This is a genomic window from Salinicola rhizosphaerae (assembly GCF_014652715.1).
Taxonomy (GTDB): domain Bacteria; phylum Pseudomonadota; class Gammaproteobacteria; order Pseudomonadales; family Halomonadaceae; genus Salinicola; species Salinicola rhizosphaerae.
Genome location: NZ_BMZI01000002.1, coordinates 549,109 through 574,241, shown reverse-complemented (window position 1 = coordinate 574,241; position 25,133 = coordinate 549,109). Strand labels below are relative to the sequence as shown.

The window sequence follows — 25,133 nt, the reverse complement described above, 5'->3', positions numbered from 1 at the left end:
GCTTGGGAGAGGGAGAGGCAGACGCCGCCATCCGCGCCGCGGAGGCGAGCTCAAGCCGCCGCACGGCCAGGTGCGGCGGTTTGCGGGAAGGATTGCTCAGGCGGACTGGGTAATGACGCTTACCAGTTCGTCTTCGGCGGGCAATTTGGCGGGGGGCAGCTGTAGCGCCTGCTCCGGGACGACTCGGCGTTCCCGAGTCATGGGTTCCAGCGCCACCGTTTGTCCGGTCTCGAGCGACTGCTCCACGGCGGCCAGCACGCGAACGTCCAGCAACCCTTCCTGACCGTCCGGCTCGGGATGCCGATCATTGAGAATGCAGTCGGAGAAATACTGGGTTTCCCCACCGAACTGATCGACCGGCTCGAAGCGGTGCGTCTGACTCCCTTCCGCAGTCGTGACGACATAGCTGATCCCCACGTCAGGGCCGAAGCCGAAGCAGGGATGGGATTGCACGTTGGCTTGGGTGCCCACGACCGAATAGGTCTCGACCGCCGCCGTGGCGTAACTCACGGTGAACTGGGCGGTGCGATTTTCCGGGAACAGCAGCGTCACCGCGACCGAGTCGTGGAAATCGAAGCCGCGGGTGGGGTCTTTCGTGCCAATGGCGTGAACGGCGACGGGTTCGGCGGCGAAGAGATTGCGCGCTTCATTCAGCGGGTAGGTCCCCAGATCCGGCACCGGGCCACCCCAGTAGCCGTTATGGCCGCGAGAGTTGTTCTCGTCGACGTTCTGACCGAAGTTGGCGCAAAAGGCCCTCAGCGTGCCGAAATCCCCGCGTCGAGCACGCGTGAACAGATCGACCGTGCCGGGCTCGAAATGCAACCGATAGGCGGTCATCAGCTTGGCATTGCTTCGCTGCTGGGCCTCGAGCATCTGCTCGCACGCCTCGACCGAGGTTGCCAGCGGCTTTTCGCACATCACGTGGATGCCCGCCTCGAGCGCTGCGGTCACGAAGGAGGTGTGGCGGAAGTTCGGCGTTGCCACATAGACGGCATCGATCTCACCTGACTTCAGCAGGGTCTCGTAGTCATCATAAGTATAGGCCCGGATACCATATTGCGCCGCGAGCTTCTCGGCCTTTTCGGCATCACCCGTCACCAGCGCGGCGAGTTCGGAATTGTCAGTCTGGCCAATGCCCGGCATGAACGCCTGCTGGGAAATCTGGCCGCCACCAACGACGGCATAGCGAATCTTTCGAGCGGTCATGTCTAATCCTTTAGTCATGAATGGAGTCGCCCGATCAGCATGGCACAGACCTGCCGAGATGCCAGCGCTCGCGCTCAGGCTCCGTCGCTACACCAGCTTGCCGGGGTTCATGATGCCGAGCGGGTCGAGGGCGGCCTTGATCGCGCGCATCACGGCCCAGCCTTCACCGTGTTCGGCCTCCATGTACGCGCGCTTGCCGGTACCGATGCCGTGTTCGCCGGTGCAGGTACCGCCAGCGGCAAGCGCTCGGTCGATCAAACGTTGATTGAAGGCGGCCAGCGTTTCGAGTTCTTCCTCGCTATCGCGGTCCACGGCAACGACCAGATGGAAGTTGCCGTCGCCGACATGACCGAGCAGTGGTGCCACCAGGCCGCTCTCGGCGACATCCGCCTGGGTCGCCTCGATGCATTCCGCCAGTTGGGAGATCGGCACACAGATATCGGTGGCCAGAAATTCCATGCCGGGGCGTAGCGCCTTGGCCGCGTAGGCCGCATCGTGGCGCGCCTGCCACAGGGCGTTACGCTCCTCTTCCTGCGTCGCCCAGGCAAAATCGCTGCCGCCGAACTCCTGGCACAGTTCCGCCATGATCTCCGCCTGCTCCTTCACCCCGGCGTGGGTACCGTGGAACTCCAGGAACAGCGTCGGCTTCTCGGCATGGTCGAGCCCGGAGAATGCCTTCACCGCGCGCATGGCGAGCGCATCCATCAGCTCGATCCGCGCCATCGGAATGCCGTACTGGATCGAGGCGATGACGGTGTTCACCGCGCCGGCGACGTCGTCGAAGGCCACGGTGGCGCTAGAGATCGCCTCCGGCAGGCCGTGCAGTTTCACGGTCAGCTCGGTGATGATGCCGAGCGTCCCCTCGGCGCCGATCATCAGATGGTTGAGGTCGTAGCCGGCAGCGGACTTGCGCGCCCGCGAGCCAGTCCTGACCACGCGGCCGTCCGGCATCACCACGGTCATTGCCAGCACGTTGTCGCGGATGGTGCCATAACGCACCGTGTTGGTACCGCTGGCACGGGTCGAGGCCATGCCGCCCATGCTGGCATCCGCGCCCGGATCGACGGAGAAGAAAAGCCCCGTGGCGCGCAGGTCGGTATTGAGCTGGGTGCGGGTGACGCCTGGCTGTACCGTCGCGTCCATGTCCTCCGGGCGCACGGCGAGAATGGCGTTCATCTGCGAAAGATCGACGCAGAGACCGCCGTGATCGGCGATCACCTGACCTTCGATGGAAGTGCCCACGCCGTAGGGAATCACCGGCACGCGGTGCGCCGCGCAAGCCTTCACCACCGCGGCCACTTCCTCGGTGGAGTGCGGAAAACAGACCGCATCCGGCGCGGCGGGGTGGTGCCAGGACTCGTCGTGGCCATGCTGCTCGCGAATGCTCGCCACCGTGGTCAGGCGCTCGCCGAGCACAGGCTCGAGCTCGACGATCAGCGCCTGCAACGATTCAGTCGTGGGGCGGGCAGAAGATTCGGCGGAAAACGCGGCAGCGGATGACATGAACAGCACCTCGGATGAGTCGACTCGGGGAGAACCGTCTGAAAGAAATCCGTTCCGGCACGCTGGAACGGGTCGACAGTGAGCACGCTATCGACCCGTTCAGCATACCGGAGTTTCCCCCCTTCGGTCGCATCCGGCGCGCATTCAGGCGTCGAGTGTCTCGACGCCCTCGGAGACGGCCACCCGACCAAACACCTTCTCCAGATGCTCGCGGTACTCGCGCTGGTAGCGCTCGACCTCGGGCGCCTTGATGACGTCGTTGGCGATAAAGCTCGGCAGTCCCTCGAGACCGACGAATTCCTGGGACTTATGGAACGGGAAGTAGACGCCCTCGACGCCCTTGCCCTCGAAGAAGTTACCCGGCTCATCGAAAGCCTCGCGTGGTGCGTTCCAGGTCAGCGAGAGCAGGTAACGGCGGCCCTGGAGGAGACCGCCGCTGCCGTAGTGCTTGCTCGGATCATGGCGCGAACGTCCGTCGCTGGCGTATAGCGAACCGTGGCCGGCGGTGAACACCTCGTCGATATAGCGCTTCACCGTCCAGGGCGCGCCCATCCACCAGCCCGGCATCTGATAGATGACAACGTCGGCCCAGAGATAATGCTGCACTTCGGCGTCGATGTCGTAGCCATCTTCGATCACCGTCTCGCGCACCTCGTGGCCTAGCCCGGCGAGTGTGTCGCGAGCCAGCCCGTGCAGCGTATTATTGAGTTCACCGTGGGAATGGGCGAACGGCTTGCCACCATTGATCAGCAGAAATTTCATCGTCGTGCCTTCTCGAATTCGTTCGAAAACCGGTAAACGAGGCGCTCGAACTGTCAGAGTGCCTCCGGGAATGAGCGATATTCTGGGCAAAACGACACGGAGAAAAACCGTTTCTGAGGCAAGTCACTATTGATCCGGCATCAAGAACGTGGACCCTACGGCGTCAATAATTCTCGCACCAGCGATTATCTTGGGGGCAGGCTTTCCATGCAGGCTGGCATAACAGGACGATGGGAATGAAAAGCACGCTCGAGGAACAGCAGGCGTTCGTCGCCGTAGTCGACTGCGGCTCGATCACCGGCGCGGCCGAGCGGCTATCGCTGACCGTCTCCGGCGTCAGCCGCATGCTCAATCGGCTGGAGAAGAAGCTCGAGACGACACTGATGCGCCGCACGACGCGGCGGCTGGAGCTGACGCAGGAGGGCGAGACCTTTCTCGAACACTGCCGCCGCATTCTCGAAGCGGTGGAAACTGCCGAGGAGTCGGTCGGCAGCCATCACGATCAGCCGCGTGGGCGGCTGCGCATCAATGCGGCACCGAGCTTCATGCAGTACACCATCGTGCCTCTGATCGGCGAATTTCGGCGCCGCTACCCCGGCATCACACTGGAGCTCGATACGCACGACCGTTTCGTCGACCTGCTCGAGCAGGGTGTCGATCTCGCCATCCGCATCGGTGAACTGGGAGATTCGTCGCTACACGCCAAGCCACTGGTAGACGTGCCACGGCGACTCGTCGCGAGTCCGGGCTACCTCGAGCGTTGCGGTACGCCGACTCGCGTCGAGGATCTGGCCGACCACACGCTACTGGGTTTCAGTCAGCTCGATCATCTCAACGACTGGCCATTGATCGACAGCCAGGGCGATCCGTTTCACGTGAAACCGACGATCGCGGCCTCCAGTGGCCCGACGCTGCTCGAACTCGCCATTGCCGGCGAGGGCATCACCTGCCTGACCAACGACGTGCTTCAGAGGCCACGCAGCCGAGGTCAACTGGTCGATGTCCTCGCCGAACACATCCAGCCCAACGCGTTTCGCATCAACGCCGTCTACTATCGCCAGACGGCGCTGACCCAGCGCGCGCGGCTATTCATGGAGTATCTCGCCGAGAAGCTCGCGGGTGACTCTCTGCACCACTGAGACCCATCTCCCAATCAGCCGTCGTCCCACTGTCGGTTCCGATCCTGGCCTTCAATAGTTCCGATCCTCGATCGGGCCGCCGGAAAGCGCATTGGCGGCACAGATCTGCGCCAGATGGCTCAACCCCTGCGGCACGTTGCCGAGAAAGCTGCCGTCGGCCGGGTCGATCATCTCGGTCATCAGGCCCAGGTTGAGATCGGTCACGGCCTGCATCTCGTCCATCAGCGCGCGCGCTTCTTCGTGTTCGCCCATTGCTGCCAGCCCCTCGACCAGCCAGTAAGTGCAGGCGACGAAGGTACCTTCCGTCTCGGCGGCACCGGAGAAACGGTAGGTCAGCGGGCCACGACCCAGCTCTTCGCGAATGGCGCGATAGGTCGACAGCATCCGCTCGCGATTGACCGCGTTGCCATAGCGATGGACCAGCGCCATCGATGCATCCAGCCCCTCGGTCTCGGTATGGAACACATAGGCGCCACGAGACTCCGACCAGCCATGCGTCTCGATCCATTCACTGATCCGTTCGCGTTCACGCTCCCAGCGCGTTTTCCAGGTCGCCTCGAGATAACCGGCTTCGGCGAGCTGGACCGCGTGGGTCAGCGCCAGCCAGCAGGCCATCTTGGAGTGGACGTAATGGCGTTGGGCGGAGCGTTCCCAGATTCCCGAATCCCGCAGCCGCCAGCGGTCGGCACACTGGTTGGCGAGATCGCAGAGCAACCGCGCCGTCTCGAGATCGATCACGTGACCGGCATCGATGAAGAGCGTCGCCGTCGCCAGCATGTCGCCGTAAACGCCGAGCTGGCGCTGATAGCGCACGTCGTTGCCGATACGCACCGGCTTCGAATCGCGATAGCCCGGCAGATCGGGGTGCCACTCGGGGGCGATCATCTCGCCGTCGAGCTGATAACAGACATGCGGATCGGGACCGTGGCGTCGGATCACGCCGGCCAGCCAGGAAAAGGCCGCCTGCGACTCTTCCAACGCGCCGATCTGCAGGAACGACTTGATGGTCAAACAGGCATCGCGCACCCACGCAAAGCGATAGTCGTAATTGTCCACGCCACCGATGCCCTCGGGCAGCGAGGTCGTCGCAGCCGCCGCGATCGCGCCGCTTGGGGCGTACCACAGAAACTTCAGTACCAGCGCCGAGCGCACCACCGAATCGGCGTAGAGCCCGGTATAGCCGAGTTTGTCCGCCCAGTCCTGCCAGGCAAAGTGGCTCACTTCAATGCGCTCATCGATCTTCTCGATCGGCGGAATCGCCAGCGGCTGACTCTCGGAGGCCAGCAGCGCCACCATCGAACGGGAGTCGGCCCGCGTCGTCAGCTCGCCACTCACGCAGCGATCGCCCCACTCGTCGATCGTCACGTCGTCGGAGCAGCGCAGCATCGCCATGACGCCATCGACGTTGTGCACCTTGCCCTGCGGCGTCTCCTGCATCCACGGGCTGAAGCGGTCGTTCTGGGTGCCGACCACGAAGCGGATATCGAATTCGACTTCACCCTCCAGCCCCTCGACGCGCCGCGCCAGCTCGCACCACGGCTGACGTCCGGCGGTGGAGCTGTTGATCGACTCGGTCACGCGGGCCCGGCCACCCTCGGTGATGAACTCGGTCTCAAGCACGTTGCTGCGCTCGCGGTAACGGCGCTCGACGCGGTAATCGCCTCTCGGCGTCAGTGCAAAATGGCCGCCGACCTGCGGATTCAACAGCCGGTCGAACAGCGCGGGTGAATCCATCGACGGCACGCACCACCAATCGATGGCACCATCCAGCGCCACCAGCGCCAACGAGCGACCTTCACCGATCGCGGCATAGTCCTCCAGCGGCGCATTGCCGTCGAGTCGAGTCGGGTTCGTCTTCTCTCTGAGCATCGTCATCGGTTGCCTACTTCCCTGTCTGAGACGTGACGATCGTCCCTGTCGTCACGGGAACTACTCAGTAAAGCGTAGACGCTACGACACAAAAGCAAGCCGGCGAACGATATTCCCGTTCGCCAGAATCCATGCGGGAGTGAGCATCGGGAACGAAGCCGTTGAGTGGAGACCGTTGCGGCCATTCGCGAGCAAGCTCGCTCCTACCAGGATCCGTTCCATCCGGCCCTTTTCTTTCGAACCCGGTCGCCAGAATCCATGCGGGAGTGAGCATCGCGAACGAAGCCGTTGAATAGCCGCGACACCAAACGGCGTGCAGGCTCGGCCTATTAGCTGATCGATGAGTCATGTCATATGAACGTCGATGCATTCAGGCTAGTACCAACCCGGTCGCCAAAGCCTCGAACAGCGCCCGAACACTGGCCGCCCGGCGCATATCCGGATGCGTCAGCAGCCACAGCGGTATCGCCAGCGCTTCGATAGGCGCTCCGACACGACGCAGGTCGGGCATCGAGTCGGCCAGGTAGCAAGGCAGCACGCCCTGCCCCAGGCCGGCGCGGATCGCCGAAGCCATGCCGAGCGTGGCGTCAGCTCGCAGGCTGACGCAATCCGCCAGGCCCTGATCCGTCATCCAGCGCTCCAGCGTCCGGTAGCCCATCGCCGCATCCGGCCCGACCCAAGGCGTCGTCGTTTCGACGACCATGCTTCGGGGTGCGTAGACCGCCTGAGGAATTTCGCCGAGCGACTTGCCGACCCAGTGCTCGGGAGGCGAGAAGGTGGGCCGTAGCGCGACGTCAGCGTCACGCCGAGTGAGGTTTTGGCGTTCGGTCGACGTGCTCACTTCCAGGACGATACCGGGATGGGCGCGTCGATAATCGCCAAGTACCGGCATCGCGACGTTTAGCAGGGCATCCGTGGTCGTAAGACGTAGCGTGCCGGTCAACGATGTCGTCTGACCGAGCAGCAAACGCTCGGCCTCGGCAGCGGCGTCTCGCATGCGCCGCGCCCGCTCGACTACGGTCTCGCCGGCAGACGTGGCCGAGTACCCGCCGACCGCGCGCTCGAAAAGACGAATGCCAACCCTCGCTTCCAGCTTTTCCAGCCGCCGATAGACCGTCGCGTGATTGACCCCGAGCGTTCGTGCCGCCCCCGCGAGCGAGCCGGCCTCGGCAATGGCAAGCACGACGCGAAAATCGTCCCAGTGTTTAGAGGCCTGCATGATCGAGCCTTGCCTTTATGCAATATCGATTTGCCACTATCGGGAATACTCGTGCCTTTTTGCAATCGGTAGCCTGTCCTTTCTCCGCCCTATCACGCCCGACAGGGCACGAGACGCTGTGAGGTAACCGTCATGAACGTACTGATCGTGCATTGCCATCCCGAACCTGAGTCATTCAACGCGGCACTCACCTCCTCGGCGCATGAAGCGCTAATACGGAATGGTCATGACGTGAAGGTCAGCGACCTCTACGCCGAGGGGTTCGAGCCGCTGGAAGGGCCGGAACGCTACGCGACTCGCCGGGAACCTGGCTACTTCCAGGCGCTGGACGAGCAGCGCTGGCATCACGAACGAGACGATCTGGCTGCCGATGTACGCCGCGAGATCGACCGTCTGACGTGGGCAAATCTGGTCATTCTGCAGTTTCCACTCTGGTGGCATGGGGCGCCAGCGATGCTGAAAGGGTGGTTCGACCGTGTCCTCGTCTACGGGGGTCTCTACACCGGCAATCGTCGCTTCGATCGGGGGCCGCTGCGCGGACGGCGCGCCATCTGCTCCGTCACGACCGGCGCCCCGGAAATAACCTTCGGCCCCTTCGGGCGCAGCGGTGATATCGCGACGCTCATGTGGCCCACCCACTGTTCGCTCTACTACGTCGGCTTGTCGGTACTCGCTCCCCATCTGACTTATGGCGTACAGGGGGGCGGTTTGAGCTATCGGCAGGAGGCCGATTTCCGTGAGCATCTGGAGGCAGAGAAGCGGCGATGGGGACAGCGTGTGCTGACATTGGAGGAGGCCTCGCCGCTTCCTATGAGCGGCTGGTCGGATTGGAACGATCAAGGTGTATTGAACGGCGCGCATCCACTGCGCTGGCGCATTTGAAAGCGTCGGCGAGCCATCGATCCGTAGGTACGAGAGGCAATCAGTCTTACGATCTTGCGCCGAAAGTCACCTGCCGCATGTCCGCCACCTCACCGCCGGCATGAGATGGGTCATGGTAGTCGAGATACTCCACCCGGTTGCGCCCGTTCGCCTTGGCCCGGTACAACGCCTGGTCGGCACGCTTTAGCAAAGACTCGATGCCTCGCGTGAGTGATTTCGATGATGCGCGGTTGAGACTCGAGACGCCGACGCTGACCGTCACGCTGGCCTTTTTACCGGCAGCCGCGTTGGGAATCAGCAAACGTTCGACCGCTTCTCGCAACTTCTCGGCCAGATACCGAGCGTCCAATTCGCCCGTGTCCGGAAGCAGCAGCGAAAACTCTTCGCCTCCATAACGCACCGCCAGATCGGCAGGCCGGGAAAGTACGCCGCTCAGCGCCTTCGCGACCTGACGCAGGCAGCGATCGCCCGCGTCATGACCATAATAGTCGTTGAATTTCTTGAAGTGATCCACGTCACACATGATCACGGCCAGCTTGCCGGGATGCCGAGAAAGCCGCGACCGCTCCCGTTCGAGAGCAGCGCCCAGCGCCCGACGGTTGGCCAATCCTGTCAGCGGATCCGTATGGCTTAACGTCTCCAGATACGCATTGTTGAGCGTCAGTTCTTCCTCGGCCTGATCGATCTGCTGGCGAAACAGATAGAGTAGCGTTCCTGATAAAATCAGCACGCCAGCCACACTGCCCGCGTACATGATCTCGACCCATGGCGACGGGACAGGTGCCACAGCGTCACCCGACGCGAACAGAAAGTGCGTCAGCAGATACAAAATACCCAGCGAGGCCATGATCGCAGTGTAAAGCCACTTGGACAGGCGCTGATAGAAAAAGCACAGCACGGCGGCAAAGGTGAAATAGAACAGGTTTACCCCTGCCTCGGCGCCGATGAAATAGGTCACCACGAAAAGCTGCGTGCAGCCGTTGACCAGTAGCACATTGCTTGCCGCGTTGTACCATTGCCGATAATTGCACAGCAGGACAAACAAGTAAGCAGCAATGAAGACCAGGTTGGCTAAGAAGACATCACGGTAGATGGCAAAATCATAAAAGCAATAGAACAGCTGGTAGGGCGTCGTTGCGGCAATACCGAACACGCCGACCTGATTGCACAATGCCACCTGACGGCGCAAATTCACCGAATTGCCGCCCAAGCCGGGTGACCATAGCATCTTAATCATCTCGATCATGAAACCGCCTCTACGACACACTGTGGAAAACCACCTGCCGCTGCTGCCGTATGATCAGCGGTCATCACTCTATCGGCAGACTCTCCAGATTGGCTTAGCCATTATGACTCCCCTTTTCGCCGAGACGGCCATCGTCTAACACGTCACTACCATCACCCCCGCCAGCAGCAGGACACCACCGGTCAGCGATGCCGCCCATTCGCGAGCAAGCTAGCTCCCACCAAGGTCAAAAGCTGTTCCATCGAAAGCAGGAAAGATCGGCAGGACCCGAGTCTAACGCGTCACTACCATCAACCCCGCCAGCAGCAGCGCACCACCGGCGATGAAACCGCCCGTCAGCGGCTCATCGAGCAGTAGCGCGCCGAACAGCACGCCGAAGACGGGAGAGAGAAACGAGAAGATACCGAGCTGGGAGGCGAAGTAGCGGCGCAGCAGCGCGAACCATAAAAGCAGCGCCGCCAGCGAGATGACCAGCGTCTGGAACGCGAGACTCGTCACGGCCGCGCTGGTGAACTGGATATCGCCCAGGTAGCCCAGAAACCCGGTTACCGGCAGCAGTAACAGGCCGGCGAACGGCAGCTGATAGCAAAGCGTGTGCACCGGCGGCACTTCCGAAAGCGTCGAGCGGCGGATGATCAGCGTGGTCGCGGCCCAGGAGAGGCCAGCCAGCAGGCCCAGGAAATCCCCCAGCAGAATGTCGCCGGCATCGTCGATCGCCGTCGATGGTGCCATCGCGAGCACCATGCCACCGAACGCCAGGCCTACGCCCAGCCACTGGCGACGTGAGAGCTGCTCACCCGGCACCAGCCAGTGCAGGCCGAGCGCGGCGAATATGGGCGCCGTGTAGAGGAAGACGGACATGTGGGACGCCAGCGTGTAGTTGAGCCCCCACGCCACGAATACGAACTCCGCGGTGAAGCCCGCACCGACCAGCAACCCCGGTGTCAGATGTGCACGCAAGTCAGGCAGCCGGATGCCTTGGCGAAAGGCCAGAACGGCGATGAACAGTGACGCCATCGCCGAGCGCAGCGCGATCTGCGCCAGCGGCGCGATATCGGTCGCGACCGCCTTGATCGCCACCTGCTGAAAACCGAGCGCAAGACAGAACACGACCATCAGCGAACCGCCCTGGAGATCCAGCCGCCGGCGGACCGATGCGGGTACTGATGATGTCGTCTGCCTCGACCGATCCGTCTGCTGCATGACCTTCTGCTCCGATGAGGACATTTTTTCTGAAAGCTCGGATCGGATGGACGTCAGCCGAGCGGCACCGACAGCGAATCCGCTCGGACGGCGCCTAGACTAGGCCGTCTCGATTTGACCGTCGAGCCTGCCTGGCGCCGATCACGTCGTTGCCAACCCCGCATACCAGTCCGCGTAGGGCGTGTTTTCGACCTTGTACTGGGTATAGTCCGGCGCGCCGTCCTGCCACCAGACCGGGCCGCGTTCGCCCAGTGCCCGCTTGGCGTCGTCGACCTCGTCTCGCGCAGCGCGCTCGGCCTTTTCATCATTCGCTCGCTTGGCCTGCCCCACCGCCCGGCGCGCCCGCATCAATTGCTGCACCCGGCTTTCGCGCTCCGACTCCGCGAGCTCGGGATTCGTGCAGCGCCACAGTCGGCCACGCACCACGATGTAGCGCCCGTCCGGCGTGGTCGGAGGTGACGATGAACTCATGAACTCCCGCTCCCGATACGATGGGAAAAACAACATGGCGCACTCATCGGCTGGCGCCGCCTGGAGAGCAGAATAGTCGGTTTTGCCGGTAGACCTAGCCGACGGCCCCTGATGCCTCCACATCGCGCCCTCGGCATCCACGGAAAGACGCGCGATCCCGACTTCATGCTCCCACCGTTTTACGGCACCATGAAGACCCCTTTCGCGCCGAAGGATGCCTCATGCCCGCCAGCCTTTTCCATGGCCCCGAACTCCAGCCCGGCTTCATGGTGATTCACGGCAATCGCCTGGAGTCGCTGCGCGATCTCGCCGTGGAGTGGCTGCGCACGCATCCGCTGGGGCCGCTGGAGGACGAGGTGGTGCTGGTGCAGAGCAACGGCATCAGCCAGTGGCTGAAGCTGGCGCTGGCCGCCGATCCGCCCGCGGGGGCGGGGATCGCGGCGGCGATGGAGATGCCGATGCCGGCGCGCTATCTGTGGCAGGCGTACCGCGCGGTGCTGACCCAGCGCGACGGCCCGGATGCCGTGCCGCAGTCGTCGCCGCTCGACAAGCCACGTCTTGTCTGGCGGCTGATGCGCCTGCTGCCCGAGCTGCTGAATGATCCTATCTTCGCCCCGCTGGCGCGCTTTCTGTCCGACGACGATGACCTGCGCAAGCGCCACCAGCTCGCCGAGCGACTGGCCGACCTCTTCGACCAGTATCAGGTCTATCGCGCCGACTGGCTGGCGGCGTGGGCCGAGGGGCGTGACGAGTTGATCGACGCCCGCGGTCAGGCACGCCCGCTGGCGGAGGACCAGTGCTGGCAGCCCGCGCTGTGGCGAAGACTGCGTGACGACATCGGCAGCGACGGCCTCGCTGCCAGCCGCGCCTGGGTGCATAACCGCTTCATCGAGGCGTGCCGGGAACTGACACCCGAGAGCCCTCAGCGGGGTTCTGGAAAGAGCAGACCGCGCGACCTGCCACGCCGCGTGGTGGTGTTCGGCATCTCATCGCTGCCGCGCCAGACACTGGAAGCGCTCGCCGCCGTCTCGACGGTCACTCAGGTGCTGCTGTTCGTCCACAACCCTTGCCGCCACTACTGGGCCGATATCATCGAGCACAAGGATCTGCTGCGCGCGGCGCGACGCCGCCAGCGCCAGCGGCCGGGCATGCCGATCGACCTGGACGACACCCAGCTTCACCTGCATGCCCAGCCGCTATTGGCGGCGTGGGGCAAGCAGGGGCGCGATTACCTGCGTCTGCTCGACGAGTTCGACGACCACGGCGGCTACCGTGCGCTGTTCGACGCCGAGTCGCTGCGCATCGACCTGTTCGACTCGCCTACCGAAGACTCCGACGCCGCGCCCGGCCTGCTACAGCAGCTGCAGGACGATATTCTCGAACTGCGCCCGCCGCAGGAGACCCGTGAGCGCTGGCCCGCCGTCGACCCGACGCACGACCGTAGCCTGCGTTTCCATATCGCCCACAGCGCCCTGCGCGAGGTCGAGATCCTGCACGACCAGCTGCTCGCCGCCTTCGATGCCGATCCGAGCCTGCGCCCGCGCGACGTGCTGGTGATGGTGCCGGATATCGACACCTACGATGCCGCCGTGCAGGCTGTCTTCGGCCGCCTGCCGCCGGAAGACCCGCGCCATATTCCGTTCACGCTCTCCGACCGCAGCCGACGCCATCGCCAGCCGCTGCTGGTCGCGCTGGAGTCGCTTCTGCATCTGCCGGAAGCACGGCTGACCGTGAGCGATCTGCTCGACCTGCTCGAGGTCCCCGCGCTGCGGGCCCGCTTCGGGCTGGACGCGGAGGCCCTGCCGGTGCTGCGCCGCTGGATCGAGGGGGCCGGCATCCGCTGGGGGCTGGATGCCGAACAGCGCGCCAGGCTCGACCTGCCGGACGGGCTGGCGGCCAACACCTGGGCCTTCGGCCTGCGCCGGCTGCTGCTGGGCTACGCCGTTGGGCCCGATACGCGAAGCGACGCTGCCGACGAACCCTGGCACGGGATCGAGCCCTTCGACGATATCGGCGGCCTGGAGGCGGCGCTCGCCGGCCCGCTGGTGGACCTGATCGACGTACTGGAAACGCAGTGGCGCGCGCTCTCCGAGCCCGCCGACGTGCCCGGTTGGTGTCAGCGACTGCGCGAACTGCTGGCGGCCTGTTTCCGCGCGCAGGACGAAACGGATCTCGCCACCCTGAGCCGGCTCGAGACGCTGCTCGAGGAATGGCAGGAGACTACCGAAGACGCCGGCCTGACGGAGACGCTGCCGCTCTCCGTGGTGCGCGAACACTGGCTCGGCCAGCTCGACGAAGACCATCTCTCGCAGCGCTTTCTCGCCGGCGCGGTCAATATCGCCACGCTGATGCCGATGCGCGCGATCCCGTTTCGCCATGTCTGCCTGCTGGGCATGAACGACGGCGAATACCCGCGCACCCAGCGCCCGCTGGATATCGACCTGATGGGGCGCGACTACCGCCCCGGCGACCGCTCGCGGCGCGAGGACGACCGCTATCTGTTTCTCGAGGCGCTGCTCTCCGCGCGCGACAGCCTGACCATCAGCTGGGTCGGGCGCAGCATCCACGACAACGCCCCCTGCCCGCCCTCGGTGCTGCTCGGCCAGTTGCGCGATCACCTCGCCGACGGCTGGCGGCTGGTCGGCCATGAGCGAGGGGACGACGGCGGCCCAGCCCTGCTCGATGCACTGACCACCGAACACCCGCTGCAGCCCTTCAGCAAAAGCTACTTCTCTGAAGGTGGCACTCTTTTCACCTACGCCCACGAGTGGCGCGCGGTGCATGCGGCCCAGCCCTCGCCGGTCGCCGCCGATGCCGAACTGCCGCCGCTCGCGCTAGAGACACCGCTGACGCTCGCACGCCTCGCCGCCTTCCTGCGCGATCCGGTCAAGGCGTTCTTCACCACCCGGCTCGGCGTCTTTCTCGAGCGCGACGCGCAGGAGAGCCCCGACCACGAGCCGTTCGCACTCGACGGCCTCGACACCTGGCAGCTGCAGCAGGCGTTGGTCGAATCCGGGCGCCGCGCGGTGGACGACGGCCACTCGCCCACGCCCGCCGTCGACGCCACGCTTGCGCGGCTGGAGCGCGAAGGCCGCCTCGCCATGGGCGGTTTCGCCGAGCGCATGCGCGAAAGCCTGGTCGAGCCGCTGGATAAGCTGTTCGAGGACTACGCCGAGAAACTCGCGGCCTGGCCTCATGCCTGGGAGACCTCGGCCGCCGTCTCGCTGACGCTGGCGACGCCCGAAGGGCCGCTGGCGGTGGAAGACTGGCTCGACGGCCTGCGCGAGAACGACGCCGGCGATCGCTGCCGGCTGGTGCTGATGACCAGCAGCCTGGTCAGCCAGGGCAAGTACAACTGGAAGCACTGGATCGCCTCCTGGGTCGCGCATCTCGCCGGCCAGATCGCGCTCGGCCCGATGACCACCGTGCTGCTCTCCCGCGCTGGCGGCGGCACGCTGGAGCCGCTGCCCGCCGAGACCGCCCGCGTGCATCTGGAAGCCATCGCCTGTGCCTGGCGCAGCGGCATGGCTGCGCCGCTGCCGCTGGCCCGAGATACCGCCTTCATCTGGCACGAGAAAGGCGGCGACGAGCGCGCACTGGCGCGTCTCTTCGCCGACGAAGAGACGGCGGAAGAGACCGACCTCAAGGCGTGGAAGGCCGCGCAGAGAACCTTCGAGGGCGACGACTACAACGCGGGCGAGCGAGACCGCGACCCGTACCTCGCCCGCCAGTGGCGCGATCTCGAGAGCCTGGCCCGCCATCGCGTCGCCGGACGCCACTTCACCGAGCTGACGAATACGCTCTACGCCCCGCTGCATGACCGGGTTAAGACGCGAGGCGACAAGCGCGGGGGCGGGAGCGGAGACAAAGGCGGCAAACAGCTAGCCGGCAAGCCAACGGGAGAGGGAGCATCGGCATGACGGCCAGCGAAGCACAGTCACCGGCCACGCCGCGCCTCGACCCCGTGGCCCTGCCGCTCGTCGGTAGCCGCCTGATCGAAGCCAGCGCCGGCACCGGCAAAACCTTCACCATCGCCCTGCTCTACGTGCGACTGGTGCTCGGCCCGCGCGATACCGACGATCGCGCCAGCTTTCCCCGGCCGCTGACGCCGCCGGAGATTCTGGTGGTGACCTTCACCAATGCCGCCACCCAGGAGCTGCGCGACCGTATTCGCGCCCGGCTGGTCGATGCGGCCACGGCCTTTTCACAGGCGCCTCTCTCTATGGCGCCCGACCATACGCCTATCTCCATGGCGCCTGAAGCCGCGCCATCGTCTTCAGCAGAGCCCGATGACCAACCGGGTGTGGACAACACGGCACCGCCGGGCGGCGATCCGCTGATCGGCGATCTGTTCGCCGAACCGGCTGTGGATAACGCAAGTGTCGAGGCGGCTGCCCCGCCCAGCGGCGATCCGCTGATCGCGCTGCGCGACAGCTACCCGCGCGAGAGCTGGCCGGCCTGCGCCCGCCGTCTGCGGCTGGCCGCCGAGTGGATGGACGAAGCGGCCGTCTCCACCATCCACGCTTGGTGCCATCGCATGCTGCGCGAGCACGCCTTCGACAGCAGCAGCCTGTTCGCGCTGGAGATGGCGCTGGATCAGTCGGAGATGAATCGGGAGATCGCCCGCGACTACTGGCGCACCTTCTATTACGACCTCGATCCGGACGCGCTGGCCGTCATCGCCCGCTACTGGACGACACCGGATGTGCTTAACGACACCGCCGGCCGGCTGCGCAATCACGCCGCCGCCCTGCCCGTCGCCCCGCCACCGGGCGAGGCGCTGGCCCATTACCGCGAACAGCGCGCCGCCGCCCTGGCCGAGCTCAAGGCGCCGTGGCCAACCTGGCTCGACGAGCTGGAAGCCGTGCTCGAGGACGCCGCCAAGCGCAAGGCGTTCAACGGCCAGAAACTCAACGCCAGAAGCCGCGCCAACTGGCTCGCCGCGCTGCGCGAGTGGGCCGTTGATCCCGAACTCGCTAGCCCGGCACTGACCGACGCCGCCTGGAAACGCCTGACGCCGGAAGGGCTAGCGGAGATCTGGAAGGATGGCGCGCCGCCCAACCTGCCGGCTCTGGCCGCGCTGGCCGAACTGCCCGAACGACTGGCCGCGCTGCCCGACCCGTTCGCCGACCTGCTCGCCCACGCCGTGCACTGGATTGCCGCACGCCGCGAAAGCGTGCAGCGCCGCCGCGCCGAACTGGGCCCCGACGACCTGCTCCACCGTCTGGACGCGGCGTTCGAGGGCGAAGCGGGCGAGACGCTCGCCGCGCGCATTCGCGAGCAGTTCCCGGTCGCGCTGGTCGACGAATTCCAGGACACCGATCCGGTGCAGTATCGGCTCTTCGACCGCGTCTACCGCCTGGCCGAGAATCGCGGCGGTGGCGATGACGATCAGGTAATCGTAGGAGCAGGCGCGGCTTCGGGCGCCATAGAAAGCGGCGCGGCCCCGGGCGCCATAGACAGCGCCAGCGCCCTACTGCTGATCGGCGACCCCAAGCAGGCGATCTACGCCTTTCGCGGCGCGGATATTCACACCTACCTGCAGGCCCGCCGCGACACCGCCGGCCGCCACGTCACGCTCGGCACCAACTTCCGTTCCGCCGAGGCGATGGTCGCAGCGGTCAATCGCGTCTTCGGCTATGCCGAGAGCGAACGCGACGCCGGCGCCTTCTTGTTCCAGCAGGGTCACGACAACCCGGTCCCCTTCAGCCCCGTAGACGCCAACGGCCGCAAGGACTCACTCACCCGCCACGGCGCCACGCAGGCGGCGTTGACGCTCTGGCACCTACCGAGCGACAAGCCGCTCTCAAAATCCGCCTATCTCCATGAGCTGGCCGGGCGCTGCGCCAGCGAGATGGCGAGCCTCCTGCGCGAAGGCCTGGCGGGGCAGACCGGCTTCGTCACCGGCGAGGATGGCACCCTACGCCCGCTGGCGCCGTCGGATCTCGCCGTGCTGGTCAACAACGCCAGCGAGGCCCGCGCCATCCGCAGCGCGCTGCTCGCCCGTGGCATTCGCAGCGTCTATCTCTCCGACAAGGAGGGCGTGTTCGAGACCGAGGCCGCCCTGGAGTTGGAGGTATGGCTGGCCGCCTGCGCCGCGCCGGACGACGAGCGCGCCCTGCGCGGCGCGCTGGCCACGCCCAGCCTGGGTCTCGGGCTCGCCGAGCTGGATGCGCTGAACGGCGGCCCGCAGCAGGACGAGCTAGCGTGGGAAGCGCGGGTGATGCAGTTCCGCGATTACCACCGCCAGTGGCAGCGGCGCGGTGTGCTGCCGATGCTGCACCGGCTGCTGGCCGATTTCGGCGTGCCCGGCCGCCTGCTCGCGGTGCCGGAGGGTGAGCGAAGACTCACCGACCTGCTACACCTCGGCGAACTGCTGCAGGAAGCCAGCGCCGAGATCGACGGCGAACACGCCCTGCTGCGCTTTCTGAGCGAATCCCGCGCGCAGCCGCAGGCGCAGTCCGACGCCCACCGGCTGCGCCTGGAGAGCGACGCCGATCTGGTCCAGGTGGTGACGATCCACAAGTCGAAGGGGCTGGAGTATCCGCTGGTATTCCTGCCGTTTATCGCCGCCTTCCGCGCGGTGAAAGCCGGCGATCTACCGCTGCGCTGGCACGATGACGACGGCCGGCTGCATCTCACGCTGGAGGCGGACGACGTGACGCTGGCCCGCGCCGACCGCGAACGCCTGGGCGAGGACCTGCGCAAGCTCTACGTCGCGCTGACCCGCGCCCGCCACGCCACCTGGCTCGGCCTCGCGCCGCTGGAATCGATGGAGCGCAGCGCCATCGGTTATCTGCTCCACGGTAGCGAGCCGCTGACGCCGGATAACCTGCGCGCCGCACTGGAAGCGCTGGCCGGCGGCGATTCGAGCCACATCGCGATCCACGACGCGCCCGATCCCGACCCGACACCGCTGCGGATCGAGGCCGACGAGACCCCGCTGGCGGCAGCCCGCGCGCCGACGCGGGCGATTCGCGAACACTGGTGGATCGCCAGCTACTCGGCGCTGCGCACCGGCGCCACGCCCGAAGGGTTCGATCCGAGCGAGGAGATCGCGCCCGTCCCCGAACCGACCACCGCCGACGAGGCCACGGCGATGGAGGTGATCGACGAGCCCTTCGATGCCAGTGCCGCCACGGTGAGCGAGGGCTCACTACACCGCTTTCCGCGCGGCCCTTCTGCCGGCACCTTCCTGCACGGCCTGCTCGAATGGGCCGGCGAACAGGGCTTCGCCCGCGTCGCCGAGGACGCCACGCTGCGCGAGGATACGCTCGCCCGCCGTGCCAACCGGCGCGGCTGGGAGGGGCAGATTCCCGCGCTGGCCGCCTGGCTGCCGGCGCTGCTGACCACCCCGCTGCCGGTGCCGGAGGCCAGCACGCCGCTGCGCCTGGATGCGCTCGACGGCTATCGCATCGAGCTGGAGTTCTGGTTCGCCGCCCACCGCGTGAATACCCGCCAGCTCGACGCGCTGATCCGTCAGCACACGCTGGAAGGCCGCCCCCGCCCGGCGCTGGAACCCGATACGCTGAACGGCATGCTCAAGGGCTTTATCGACCTGGTCGCCGAACACGACGGACGCTTTCACGTGCTCGACTGGAAATCCAACCACCTGGGCGCGGACGACGCCGCCTATACCGAGGCCGCCATGCGGGATGCCGTGCTCGAGAAGCGGTATGACGTGCAGTACTGTCTCTACCTGCTGGCGCTGCACCGGCTGCTCGAATCCCGCCTGCCGGATTACGATATCGAGCGCCATCTGGGCGGCGCGCTCTACGTCTTCCTACGCGGAACTCAGGCGCCCTCTCGCGGCGTGCACGTCGAACGCCCGCCGAGCGCGCTGATTCTCGCACTCGACGCCCTGTTCCGTGACGCCGAGGAGGCCGCCGCATGACGACGAACGATTTCCATCAGCGGCCCCTTTCACAGCGGCCCGAAACCGCCGCCAGCATTTCACAGCGGCCCGAATCCGCGCCGTTCGACCCGGTCGCACTGGCGCTGGCCCCCGAGCGCGCCCTGAGCGAGACGGCGATGCTGTTCGCCCTGCTCGACCGCTGGGTGGATCGCGGCTGGCTACGCTCGCTCGATCGCGCCTTCGCCGCCTTTCTGCGCCGCGAAGTGCCGGATGCCCCGCCCCTGCTGCTGCTTGCGGCAGCGCTGGCGAGCCATCAGCTCGGGCGCGGGCATGTCTGCCTGGACCTGCAGCAGACGCTGACCACGCCGGATCTGGCGCTCTCGCTGCCGCCGGAGGGCGACAGCCTGGAAGACCCGCCGCCGCTGCCAAGCCGTGTCATGGCCGGGCTCGATCTGGACGTCTGGCGTTCCGCGCTCGATCGACCCGAATTGGTCGCCTCGGTTCTAGGCGCTGGCTCCGGTCCTGGCTCCAGCCCCGGCAACACGCCGCTGGTGCTGGCCGGCACCGGCGAGCGCCCGCGTCTCTATCTGCGCCGCTACTGGCAGCACGAGCAGGATATCCACACCCGGATTGGCGCTCGACTGGCTGGCGAAGCGGATGAGAAGGCGGGAGGCCAAGCCGAGCGCCAAGCACCGGACGCCACCCGCCTGCGCCCGATTCTCGACGCGCTCTTTCCCGGCCGAAACGGCGCGAATCCTCCTATTGACTGGCAGAAGACCGCCTGCGCGCTCGCCGTGCGTTCGCGCTTCGCCGTCATCACCGGCGGCCCCGGCACCGGCAAGACCACCACGGTCGTGCGGCTGCTCGCCCTGCTGCAGGCACTGGCGCTCGCCGAAAGCGGCCGAGTGGAAGGCACCGCAAATCATGGCGCGCTGCGCATCCGCCTCGCCGCGCCCACCGGCAAGGCCGCCGCCCGGCTGAATGAATCCATCGCCGGGCAGGTCGCGAGTCTCGATCTCGCTGGTCTCGCCGACGACCCCGAGCGGCTGCGCGAGGTGATTCCCAAGGACGTCTCGACGCTCCACCGTTTACTAGGTTCAAGACCCGATACTCGCCGCTTCCGTCACGACCGCCACAACCCGCTGCCGCTGGACGTGCTGGTGGTCGACGAAGCCTCGATGGTCGACGTGGGCATGATGGCCGCGCTTCTCGAGGCGCTGCCGCCCCGCGCCCGGCTGGTGCTGCTGGGCGACAAGGACCAGCTCGCCTCAGTGGAGGCCGGCTCCGTGCTCGGCGACCTCTGCACCCGCGCCGACGGCGGCCACTACACGCCGGCCACCGCCGCCTGGTTAGCGGAGGCCACCGGCCAGCCGCTGCCCGAGACGACGCTCGCCCCCAACGGCCAGCCGCTCGATCAGGCCATCGCCATGCTGCGGGTCAGCCATCGCTTCACGGCGGAAAGCGGCATCGGCCAGCTCGCGAGCGCGATCAACGCCAACGCAGAACCTGCTGCCAAGCGCCAGGCCATCGGCGCCGCGCTCCGCCACGGCTTCGCGGATCTCTCGCATCTCAAGCTCGCCAGCGACGACGAGCGCGGCCTGGCCCGGCTCGCCGTCACCGGTTGCCCGGAACGCTTCCCCGGCGCCGAGGCCGCCAACGCGCCGCCCGTGGGCTACCGGCATTTCCTCTCGGTGATGGCCGAACGGCGCCCGGCGGATGACGCCCCGCAAGAGGCGTTCGATGCCTGGGCCCGAGCCGTGCTCGCCGCCCACGGCGACTTCCAGCTGCTCTGCGCGCTGCGGCGCGGCCCCTGGGGCGTGGAAGGATTGAACGAACGCGTGCGCGACGCGCTGGAGCGGGAACGGCTGATCGACAGCCAGCAGGGCCGCCAACGCTGGTACCCCGGCCGCCCGGTACTGGTGACCAAGAACGACTACGGCCTGGGGCTGATGAACGGCGATATCGGCATCACGCTGGACTGGCCGCGCCCGGATGGCACGTTGGGAAGCGAATACTCGCGACTGTTGCGCGTCGCCTTCCCTGCCGGCGACGGCACCGACCGCATCAAATGGGTGTTGCCCTCGCGCCTGCAGTCAGTGGAAACCGTCTTCGCGATGACGGTACACAAATCCCAAGGCTCCGAATTCACCCACGCCGCCCTGGTGCTGCCCGACGCCCCCAACCCCATTCTTACCCGCGAGCTGGTCTACACCGGCATTACCCGCGCCCGCCACTGGCTCACGCTCGTCGAAACCGGCCGCGGCCAGCTGATGGACGCGGCGCAGCGACGCGTCATGCGGGTCAGTGGGTTGGGGGGATGAGGAGTGGAACTTGATCCGAGCTGGAAGGAATGTCCGCTTTGGCCAGAAGCGGTCGTTCAGCCAGAGTAGATCTAACGCCTGCAGCATGCGCGGCTTTGTAGTGGAGGCGAAGCCGCAACGGAAAAGCTGTCGCCGTGCTTGGCCTTGTTAGAAGCATCTCAGTGGGCAAGTAAGATGAACGAGTCCATCACATGAATGCATGCTGATCTTATCGTCATAATCTTATTATTAACCTTCCATAAACGAAGACCAAAGGGATACTCAACCAGCTCCATTGAAAACGTAAACATTTGAGGATACCCGCCGGTATCGTTTGCCCGAATATGACCATCGCCACTTTTGTAGAACTTCACTTCCAAGTTGCCCCTTTGAATGTTGAAGCTAGAGCCTTCGTCTCGAATGGTAATCTGCGCTTTACTATCCGCCTTGGAGTTTATTTTCTCTGCTATCTTCTCAATACTGTTCCTGCACTTTTTTAGTGCTGCCTCAGTATCTTCAATCAAATGAGCGCGCGCAGGGCGAAATTGCATCCTTGGGAGTGTTTTTGATTTTAAGTTAATTAAAGGCAAGATCACGCAGCATGATGTGATTTGCCTGAATAACGCCTCAACAAGAGCGCCGATCAATTTAAAAACTTTTAAAGGATAGGTGGCAATATTTCTTATTGACCAAACAGGCTTCATTAAATAAAAACCTATATACTTACCACTTATGCCTTTATAAATTCCAATTTCAGGCGGCTTTAGTGAATTAGCGGCCTCTTTCCTCGCAACTGAATTATCTAGCAAAGAATACTCTATGACCCCATTTGGATCTTCTTGCTCGTTGTGTCCTTTAAAGTAATACGGCATGAAAGACCCAGAAATTCTCCAACCTTTTTTAGGAAGGTAATAGAGTAAATCCAACTTTAAGCCTCCCTCAGGTTTTAAAGTGACGCCCATGTATTTTTCAGGCTTAAATTCTACAACAATATTTTTAGTTGACCTGCCTAGAATAGAAGCTGGAGAAAATGAGCTAAATTCACCTTTTCCGAAATATGAAGATTTACTTGGTAGTTGCTCAAGCACATTCTCAGCATAAAGCATAAAACCAGAAGGAAAAGTAGCTCTTGAGTCATATATTCTTATTGCGAAGTCGTCGATCCGGCCAATTTTGTTTCTCCTATTAATGGCTTCAACCTTCAATATGACAGATTCAAGAGACTTTCCTTGTATCGTTGGATGTTTTTCTTCAGTTTTATAGCGGAAAAACAGCCTGTTTGATATGTTCAGCCTTGGCTTGAACTTCAATATGTAATTGTCGATGAAGACAAAAAAGCCCAAAACGCCCCCGATCATGCCTACGATTGAGCTTAATAATTTTAAAGTTTCTACATTCAAGATGGAATCCATACGTAGCTTCTAACGCCTCAAACACCGGCTCAGCTTTGCTGCGTCCGTGTGCTTTGACTTGTATAACCCGCAGCACTAGTTTAGAAAGCCAGCCATTGTTGTGAACCACGCTTTCACTTCCCGTTAGGGTCTCTTTCATGAATCATATCCGCAGTCATAAGTGGAAATGCTCTTTCAGCAAGACGTATTTTGGCATTACTGTCTTTCATGACACCATCATATCCCTGTGCAACAGAATATACCTCTGCGAAAACCTTAGGCGTTGCTTTCCCATCTTCATTAGGGTGATCTGTTACAACAACATCCACATCAAAAGCCGCCTTTATTACATCCGAGTGTAGGTAACTCTCGATTTCGTGTTTTTGTGTAATAAAACCAATTGAGCCGTCGCCACGCGCATTAACCTGCTCAATTACACCAACATAGCTAGACACATCAGCATCGTAGATATGCAATTCAGGTCGTCCGAAATCTTTTAAATAATTATCGTTCACCCAATGTTTTAAATTACCACCACCAAGAACAACGAAAGCGACTCCATCATTATTAGTTAAATCAGGAATCGAATTGTCTTCCAAGTGTAATGCACGGCTTAGCGCTTTTAACGCTTTGACGTCTGTTGGGCCTTCAACACAGCAAATTAATTTAACTCGACTATCTGGCGTCACTCCCAAAGCTTCTGCTACTTTTCCGAGTACATCTATACCACCTTCAATGCAAGGTTTTGCATCTTTATCTCGTGTAACGAAACGAATACCTTCTATTGGAAGATCGCTCGCAAACCCAGGGCTATGAGTTGTAAGTATTACCTGACAATTATGTTCACTCGCAAGATCTGAAAATGCTTGTTGAAGTATCTTTTGATTGTTGGGATGTTGCGCGGTTTCAGGCTCCTCTACAGCGTATATAATTCCTTTTCTGCTGCCTTGAGTGAGAAGTCTTTCTGCTTCAGCTTTAAAGAAGCTAACTAAAACCAATCGACGCACACCGCTTCCACGTTTATTTAATGGTATCCCATCAGTACTAAGGCTTACGGAAAATAGGCCAGTCCATTTCGCTGGAGTTGGAGGAATAAAGTCGGGCACAAGTTCTGATGCAAGAGCTTTATCTATGGTTTCAAGTGCTTTATGAGTATTATTGGCAATCTCTTCCGTCCTTGATTTTACTCTTTCCTGAATCCGTTCAATATCATCCTTAACTTCCGCTATTGCTGTAGCAACAGCAGCCTTCATAGGATCTTGAACCTCGCCATCTGAATCTTTACTGCTTCTGTCACTTTGAAACAGAGCAAACAGAGGCAAATACTTATCAAGTTGTTCCCAGATCCTTTTGCTATCTTCCTTTGGTTTTGTTACCGGTATTTCTATTTCTTGAAGCTCCAAGTTTTGAGCATTATCCCATATAGCCTTTCGCATTAGAGGGTTGCCTTTAAGCGCGCTATCAATACCCTGATCTTTTATTATTTTTTGAAGATCTTTTTCTTTAAGCTCAAGTAAGTTGTTTACACCAGCGGCTGTAGGGTGGTGAGCAATAATAAAAACATCACAACTTGGTGTTTTCTTTCCACAATCAAAGGCCTTTTTGATTTTCAAAGTTGACTCAGACGTCAACAAATACTCATTCCCCAGGACAGTTTCATACCCACTATCAAGGATTAATTTGTGTGGAAGATTCGTGAATTCACAGGTGATACATACCACTTTATTCTCGTTGGAGATGTTTGCATCATCTTGACTAATCTTCACAGTATCATTATTGAAGAAGATCTCTAAAGCTTCTAATACCGTAGACTTCCCTATATCGTTTTTGCCAATAAAAGTAGTAAGGTCATCAATCTGAACCTTAACGCGCTCTTTGTAGCAGCGTATATTTTCGATTTCTACAGATACAAGTTTCATAAAAATCCCTTTTAAGGGTTATAACAGGTATTAGACCGCACGCTCGTTTATTGACTTGAACGAGCACGCGCGTTCAACATTCTTATATCGCCAGACCAACCCATTGTTTTTTCTTGGCATTTCCAATGACGTGGCTACATAACACTAATAAACGTGCCTGTTGTCTTT

At 62.6% G+C, this 25,133-nt stretch carries 15 protein-coding genes; 5 read left to right on the top strand and 10 right to left on the bottom strand.

Features of this window, described 5'->3' with window-relative positions; translation table 11 throughout:
- Positions 1 to 96 precede the first annotated feature (96 nt).
- The 3 genes from IE125_RS06055 to IE125_RS06045 form a co-directional block, all read right to left on the bottom strand.
- A complete protein-coding gene (locus tag IE125_RS06055) occupies positions 97 to 1,206 on the bottom strand; it encodes a Gfo/Idh/MocA family protein (protein WP_229808947.1) in 1,110 nt (369 codons plus the stop codon).
- 87 nt (positions 1,207 to 1,293) lie between these two features.
- Positions 1,294 to 2,709 (bottom strand): FAD-binding oxidoreductase, encoded by a 1,416-nt coding sequence (locus IE125_RS06050; protein WP_189443723.1) that lies wholly within the window; start codon positions 2,707 to 2,709, stop codon positions 1,294 to 1,296.
- 144 nt (positions 2,710 to 2,853) lie between these two features.
- Entirely contained in the window at positions 2,854 to 3,471 is a 618-nt protein-coding gene (locus IE125_RS06045) for an NAD(P)H-dependent oxidoreductase (RefSeq protein ID WP_189443722.1), read from the bottom strand.
- 236 nt (positions 3,472 to 3,707) lie between these two features.
- Between IE125_RS06045 and IE125_RS06040 the strand changes: the two genes are divergently transcribed.
- Positions 3,708 to 4,610: a LysR substrate-binding domain-containing protein gene (locus IE125_RS06040; protein ID WP_189443721.1), complete on the top strand. Its 903-nt coding sequence runs from the start codon at positions 3,708 to 3,710 to the stop codon at positions 4,608 to 4,610.
- A 51-nt stretch (positions 4,611 to 4,661) separates the two neighbouring features.
- Here the strand turns inward: IE125_RS06040 and IE125_RS06035 are convergent, their stop codons facing one another.
- Together IE125_RS06035 and IE125_RS06030 are read right to left on the bottom strand one after the other, a co-directional pair.
- Entirely contained in the window at positions 4,662 to 6,485 is a 1,824-nt protein-coding gene (locus IE125_RS06035) for a glycoside hydrolase family 15 protein (RefSeq protein WP_189443720.1), read from the bottom strand.
- 364 nt (positions 6,486 to 6,849) lie between these two features.
- Positions 6,850 to 7,698, bottom strand: coding sequence for a LysR family transcriptional regulator (locus tag IE125_RS06030; RefSeq protein ID WP_189443719.1), 849 nt, complete (start codon positions 7,696 to 7,698; stop codon positions 6,850 to 6,852).
- Between the two features lie 132 nt (positions 7,699 to 7,830).
- On the opposite strand from IE125_RS06030, the gene IE125_RS06025 reads away from it, so the two are divergent.
- The gene (locus IE125_RS06025) at positions 7,831 to 8,580 is read left to right on the top strand and encodes an NAD(P)H-dependent oxidoreductase (protein ID WP_189443718.1); all 750 of its coding nucleotides are present in this window, start codon (positions 7,831 to 7,833) and stop codon (positions 8,578 to 8,580) included.
- A 46-nt stretch (positions 8,581 to 8,626) separates the two neighbouring features.
- On the opposite strand, the gene IE125_RS06020 is transcribed toward IE125_RS06025, so the two are convergent.
- The 3 genes from IE125_RS06020 to IE125_RS06010 all read right to left on the bottom strand — a co-directional run bounded on the left by IE125_RS06020 (position 8,627) and on the right by IE125_RS06010 (position 11,500).
- Positions 8,627 to 9,826, bottom strand: a complete 1,200-nt coding sequence (locus tag IE125_RS06020; RefSeq protein WP_189443717.1) for a GGDEF domain-containing protein — start codon at positions 9,824 to 9,826, stop codon at positions 8,627 to 8,629.
- A 273-nt stretch (positions 9,827 to 10,099) separates the two neighbouring features.
- On the bottom strand, positions 10,100 to 11,029 hold the full coding sequence (locus IE125_RS06015) for a DMT family transporter (protein WP_189443716.1): 930 nt from the start codon (positions 11,027 to 11,029) through the stop codon (positions 10,100 to 10,102).
- Between the two features lie 141 nt (positions 11,030 to 11,170).
- Positions 11,171 to 11,500 carry a hypothetical protein gene (locus tag IE125_RS06010; protein ID WP_189443715.1) on the bottom strand — a complete coding sequence of 110 codons (330 nt, stop codon included), beginning with the start codon at positions 11,498 to 11,500 and terminating at the stop codon, positions 11,171 to 11,173.
- A gap of 221 nt (positions 11,501 to 11,721) precedes the next feature.
- Between IE125_RS06010 and recC the strand changes: the two genes are divergently transcribed.
- The 3 genes from recC to recD are packed head-to-tail and all read left to right on the top strand — an operon-like array spanning position 11,722 to position 21,676.
- Positions 11,722 to 15,420 (top strand): exodeoxyribonuclease V subunit gamma, encoded by a 3,699-nt coding sequence (gene recC / locus IE125_RS06005; RefSeq protein WP_189443714.1) that lies wholly within the window; start codon positions 11,722 to 11,724, stop codon positions 15,418 to 15,420.
- A complete protein-coding gene (recB, locus tag IE125_RS06000; protein WP_189443713.1) occupies positions 15,417 to 19,394 on the top strand; it encodes an exodeoxyribonuclease V subunit beta in 3,978 nt (1,325 codons plus the stop codon). Before recC ends, recB begins: the two co-directional genes overlap by 4 nt.
- The gene (gene recD / locus IE125_RS05995) at positions 19,391 to 21,676 is read left to right on the top strand and encodes an exodeoxyribonuclease V subunit alpha (RefSeq protein ID WP_189443712.1); all 2,286 of its coding nucleotides are present in this window, start codon (positions 19,391 to 19,393) and stop codon (positions 21,674 to 21,676) included. The genes recB and recD overlap by 4 nt, the downstream gene beginning before the upstream one ends.
- Before the next feature lie 158 nt (positions 21,677 to 21,834).
- On the opposite strand, the gene IE125_RS05990 is transcribed toward recD, so the two are convergent.
- Together IE125_RS05990 and IE125_RS05985 are read right to left on the bottom strand one after the other, a co-directional pair.
- The gene (locus IE125_RS05990) at positions 21,835 to 23,067 is read right to left on the bottom strand and encodes a hypothetical protein (RefSeq protein WP_189443711.1); all 1,233 of its coding nucleotides are present in this window, start codon (positions 23,065 to 23,067) and stop codon (positions 21,835 to 21,837) included.
- 113 nt (positions 23,068 to 23,180) lie between these two features.
- Complete coding sequence (locus tag IE125_RS05985; RefSeq protein WP_189443710.1) at positions 23,181 to 24,965, bottom strand: ATP-binding protein; 1,785 nt, start codon at positions 24,963 to 24,965, stop codon at positions 23,181 to 23,183.
- Positions 24,966 to 25,133: the final 168 nt, after the last annotated feature.

Excerpts from the sequence above, each read along its gene's own strand:
- IE125_RS06055 (WP_229808947.1), bottom strand. The coding sequence starts at position 1,206 with ATGACCGCTCGAAAGATTCGCTATGCCGTCGTTGGTGGCGGCCAGATT.
- IE125_RS06015 (WP_189443716.1), bottom strand. The coding sequence starts at position 11,029 with ATGCAGCAGACGGATCGGTCGAGGCAGACGACATCATCAGTACCCGCA.
- IE125_RS05990 (WP_189443711.1), bottom strand. The coding sequence starts at position 23,067 with ATGGATTCCATCTTGAATGTAGAAACTTTAAAATTATTAAGCTCAATC.
- recD (WP_189443712.1), top strand. The coding sequence starts at position 19,391 with ATGACGACGAACGATTTCCATCAGCGGCCCCTTTCACAGCGGCCCGAA.
- recC (WP_189443714.1), top strand. The coding sequence starts at position 11,722 with ATGCCCGCCAGCCTTTTCCATGGCCCCGAACTCCAGCCCGGCTTCATG.
- IE125_RS06010 (WP_189443715.1), bottom strand. The coding sequence starts at position 11,500 with ATGAGTTCATCGTCACCTCCGACCACGCCGGACGGGCGCTACATCGTG.
- IE125_RS06030 (WP_189443719.1), bottom strand. The coding sequence starts at position 7,698 with ATGCAGGCCTCTAAACACTGGGACGATTTTCGCGTCGTGCTTGCCATT.
- IE125_RS06025 (WP_189443718.1), top strand. The coding sequence starts at position 7,831 with ATGAACGTACTGATCGTGCATTGCCATCCCGAACCTGAGTCATTCAAC.
- IE125_RS06050 (WP_189443723.1), bottom strand. The coding sequence starts at position 2,709 with ATGTCATCCGCTGCCGCGTTTTCCGCCGAATCTTCTGCCCGCCCCACG.
- IE125_RS06045 (WP_189443722.1), bottom strand. The coding sequence starts at position 3,471 with ATGAAATTTCTGCTGATCAATGGTGGCAAGCCGTTCGCCCATTCCCAC.
- IE125_RS06035 (WP_189443720.1), bottom strand. The coding sequence starts at position 6,485 with ATGACGATGCTCAGAGAGAAGACGAACCCGACTCGACTCGACGGCAAT.
- IE125_RS05985 (WP_189443710.1), bottom strand. The coding sequence starts at position 24,965 with ATGAAACTTGTATCTGTAGAAATCGAAAATATACGCTGCTACAAAGAG.
- recB (WP_189443713.1), top strand. The coding sequence starts at position 15,417 with ATGACGGCCAGCGAAGCACAGTCACCGGCCACGCCGCGCCTCGACCCC.
- IE125_RS06020 (WP_189443717.1), bottom strand. The coding sequence starts at position 9,826 with ATGATCGAGATGATTAAGATGCTATGGTCACCCGGCTTGGGCGGCAAT.
- IE125_RS06040 (WP_189443721.1), top strand. The coding sequence starts at position 3,708 with ATGAAAAGCACGCTCGAGGAACAGCAGGCGTTCGTCGCCGTAGTCGAC.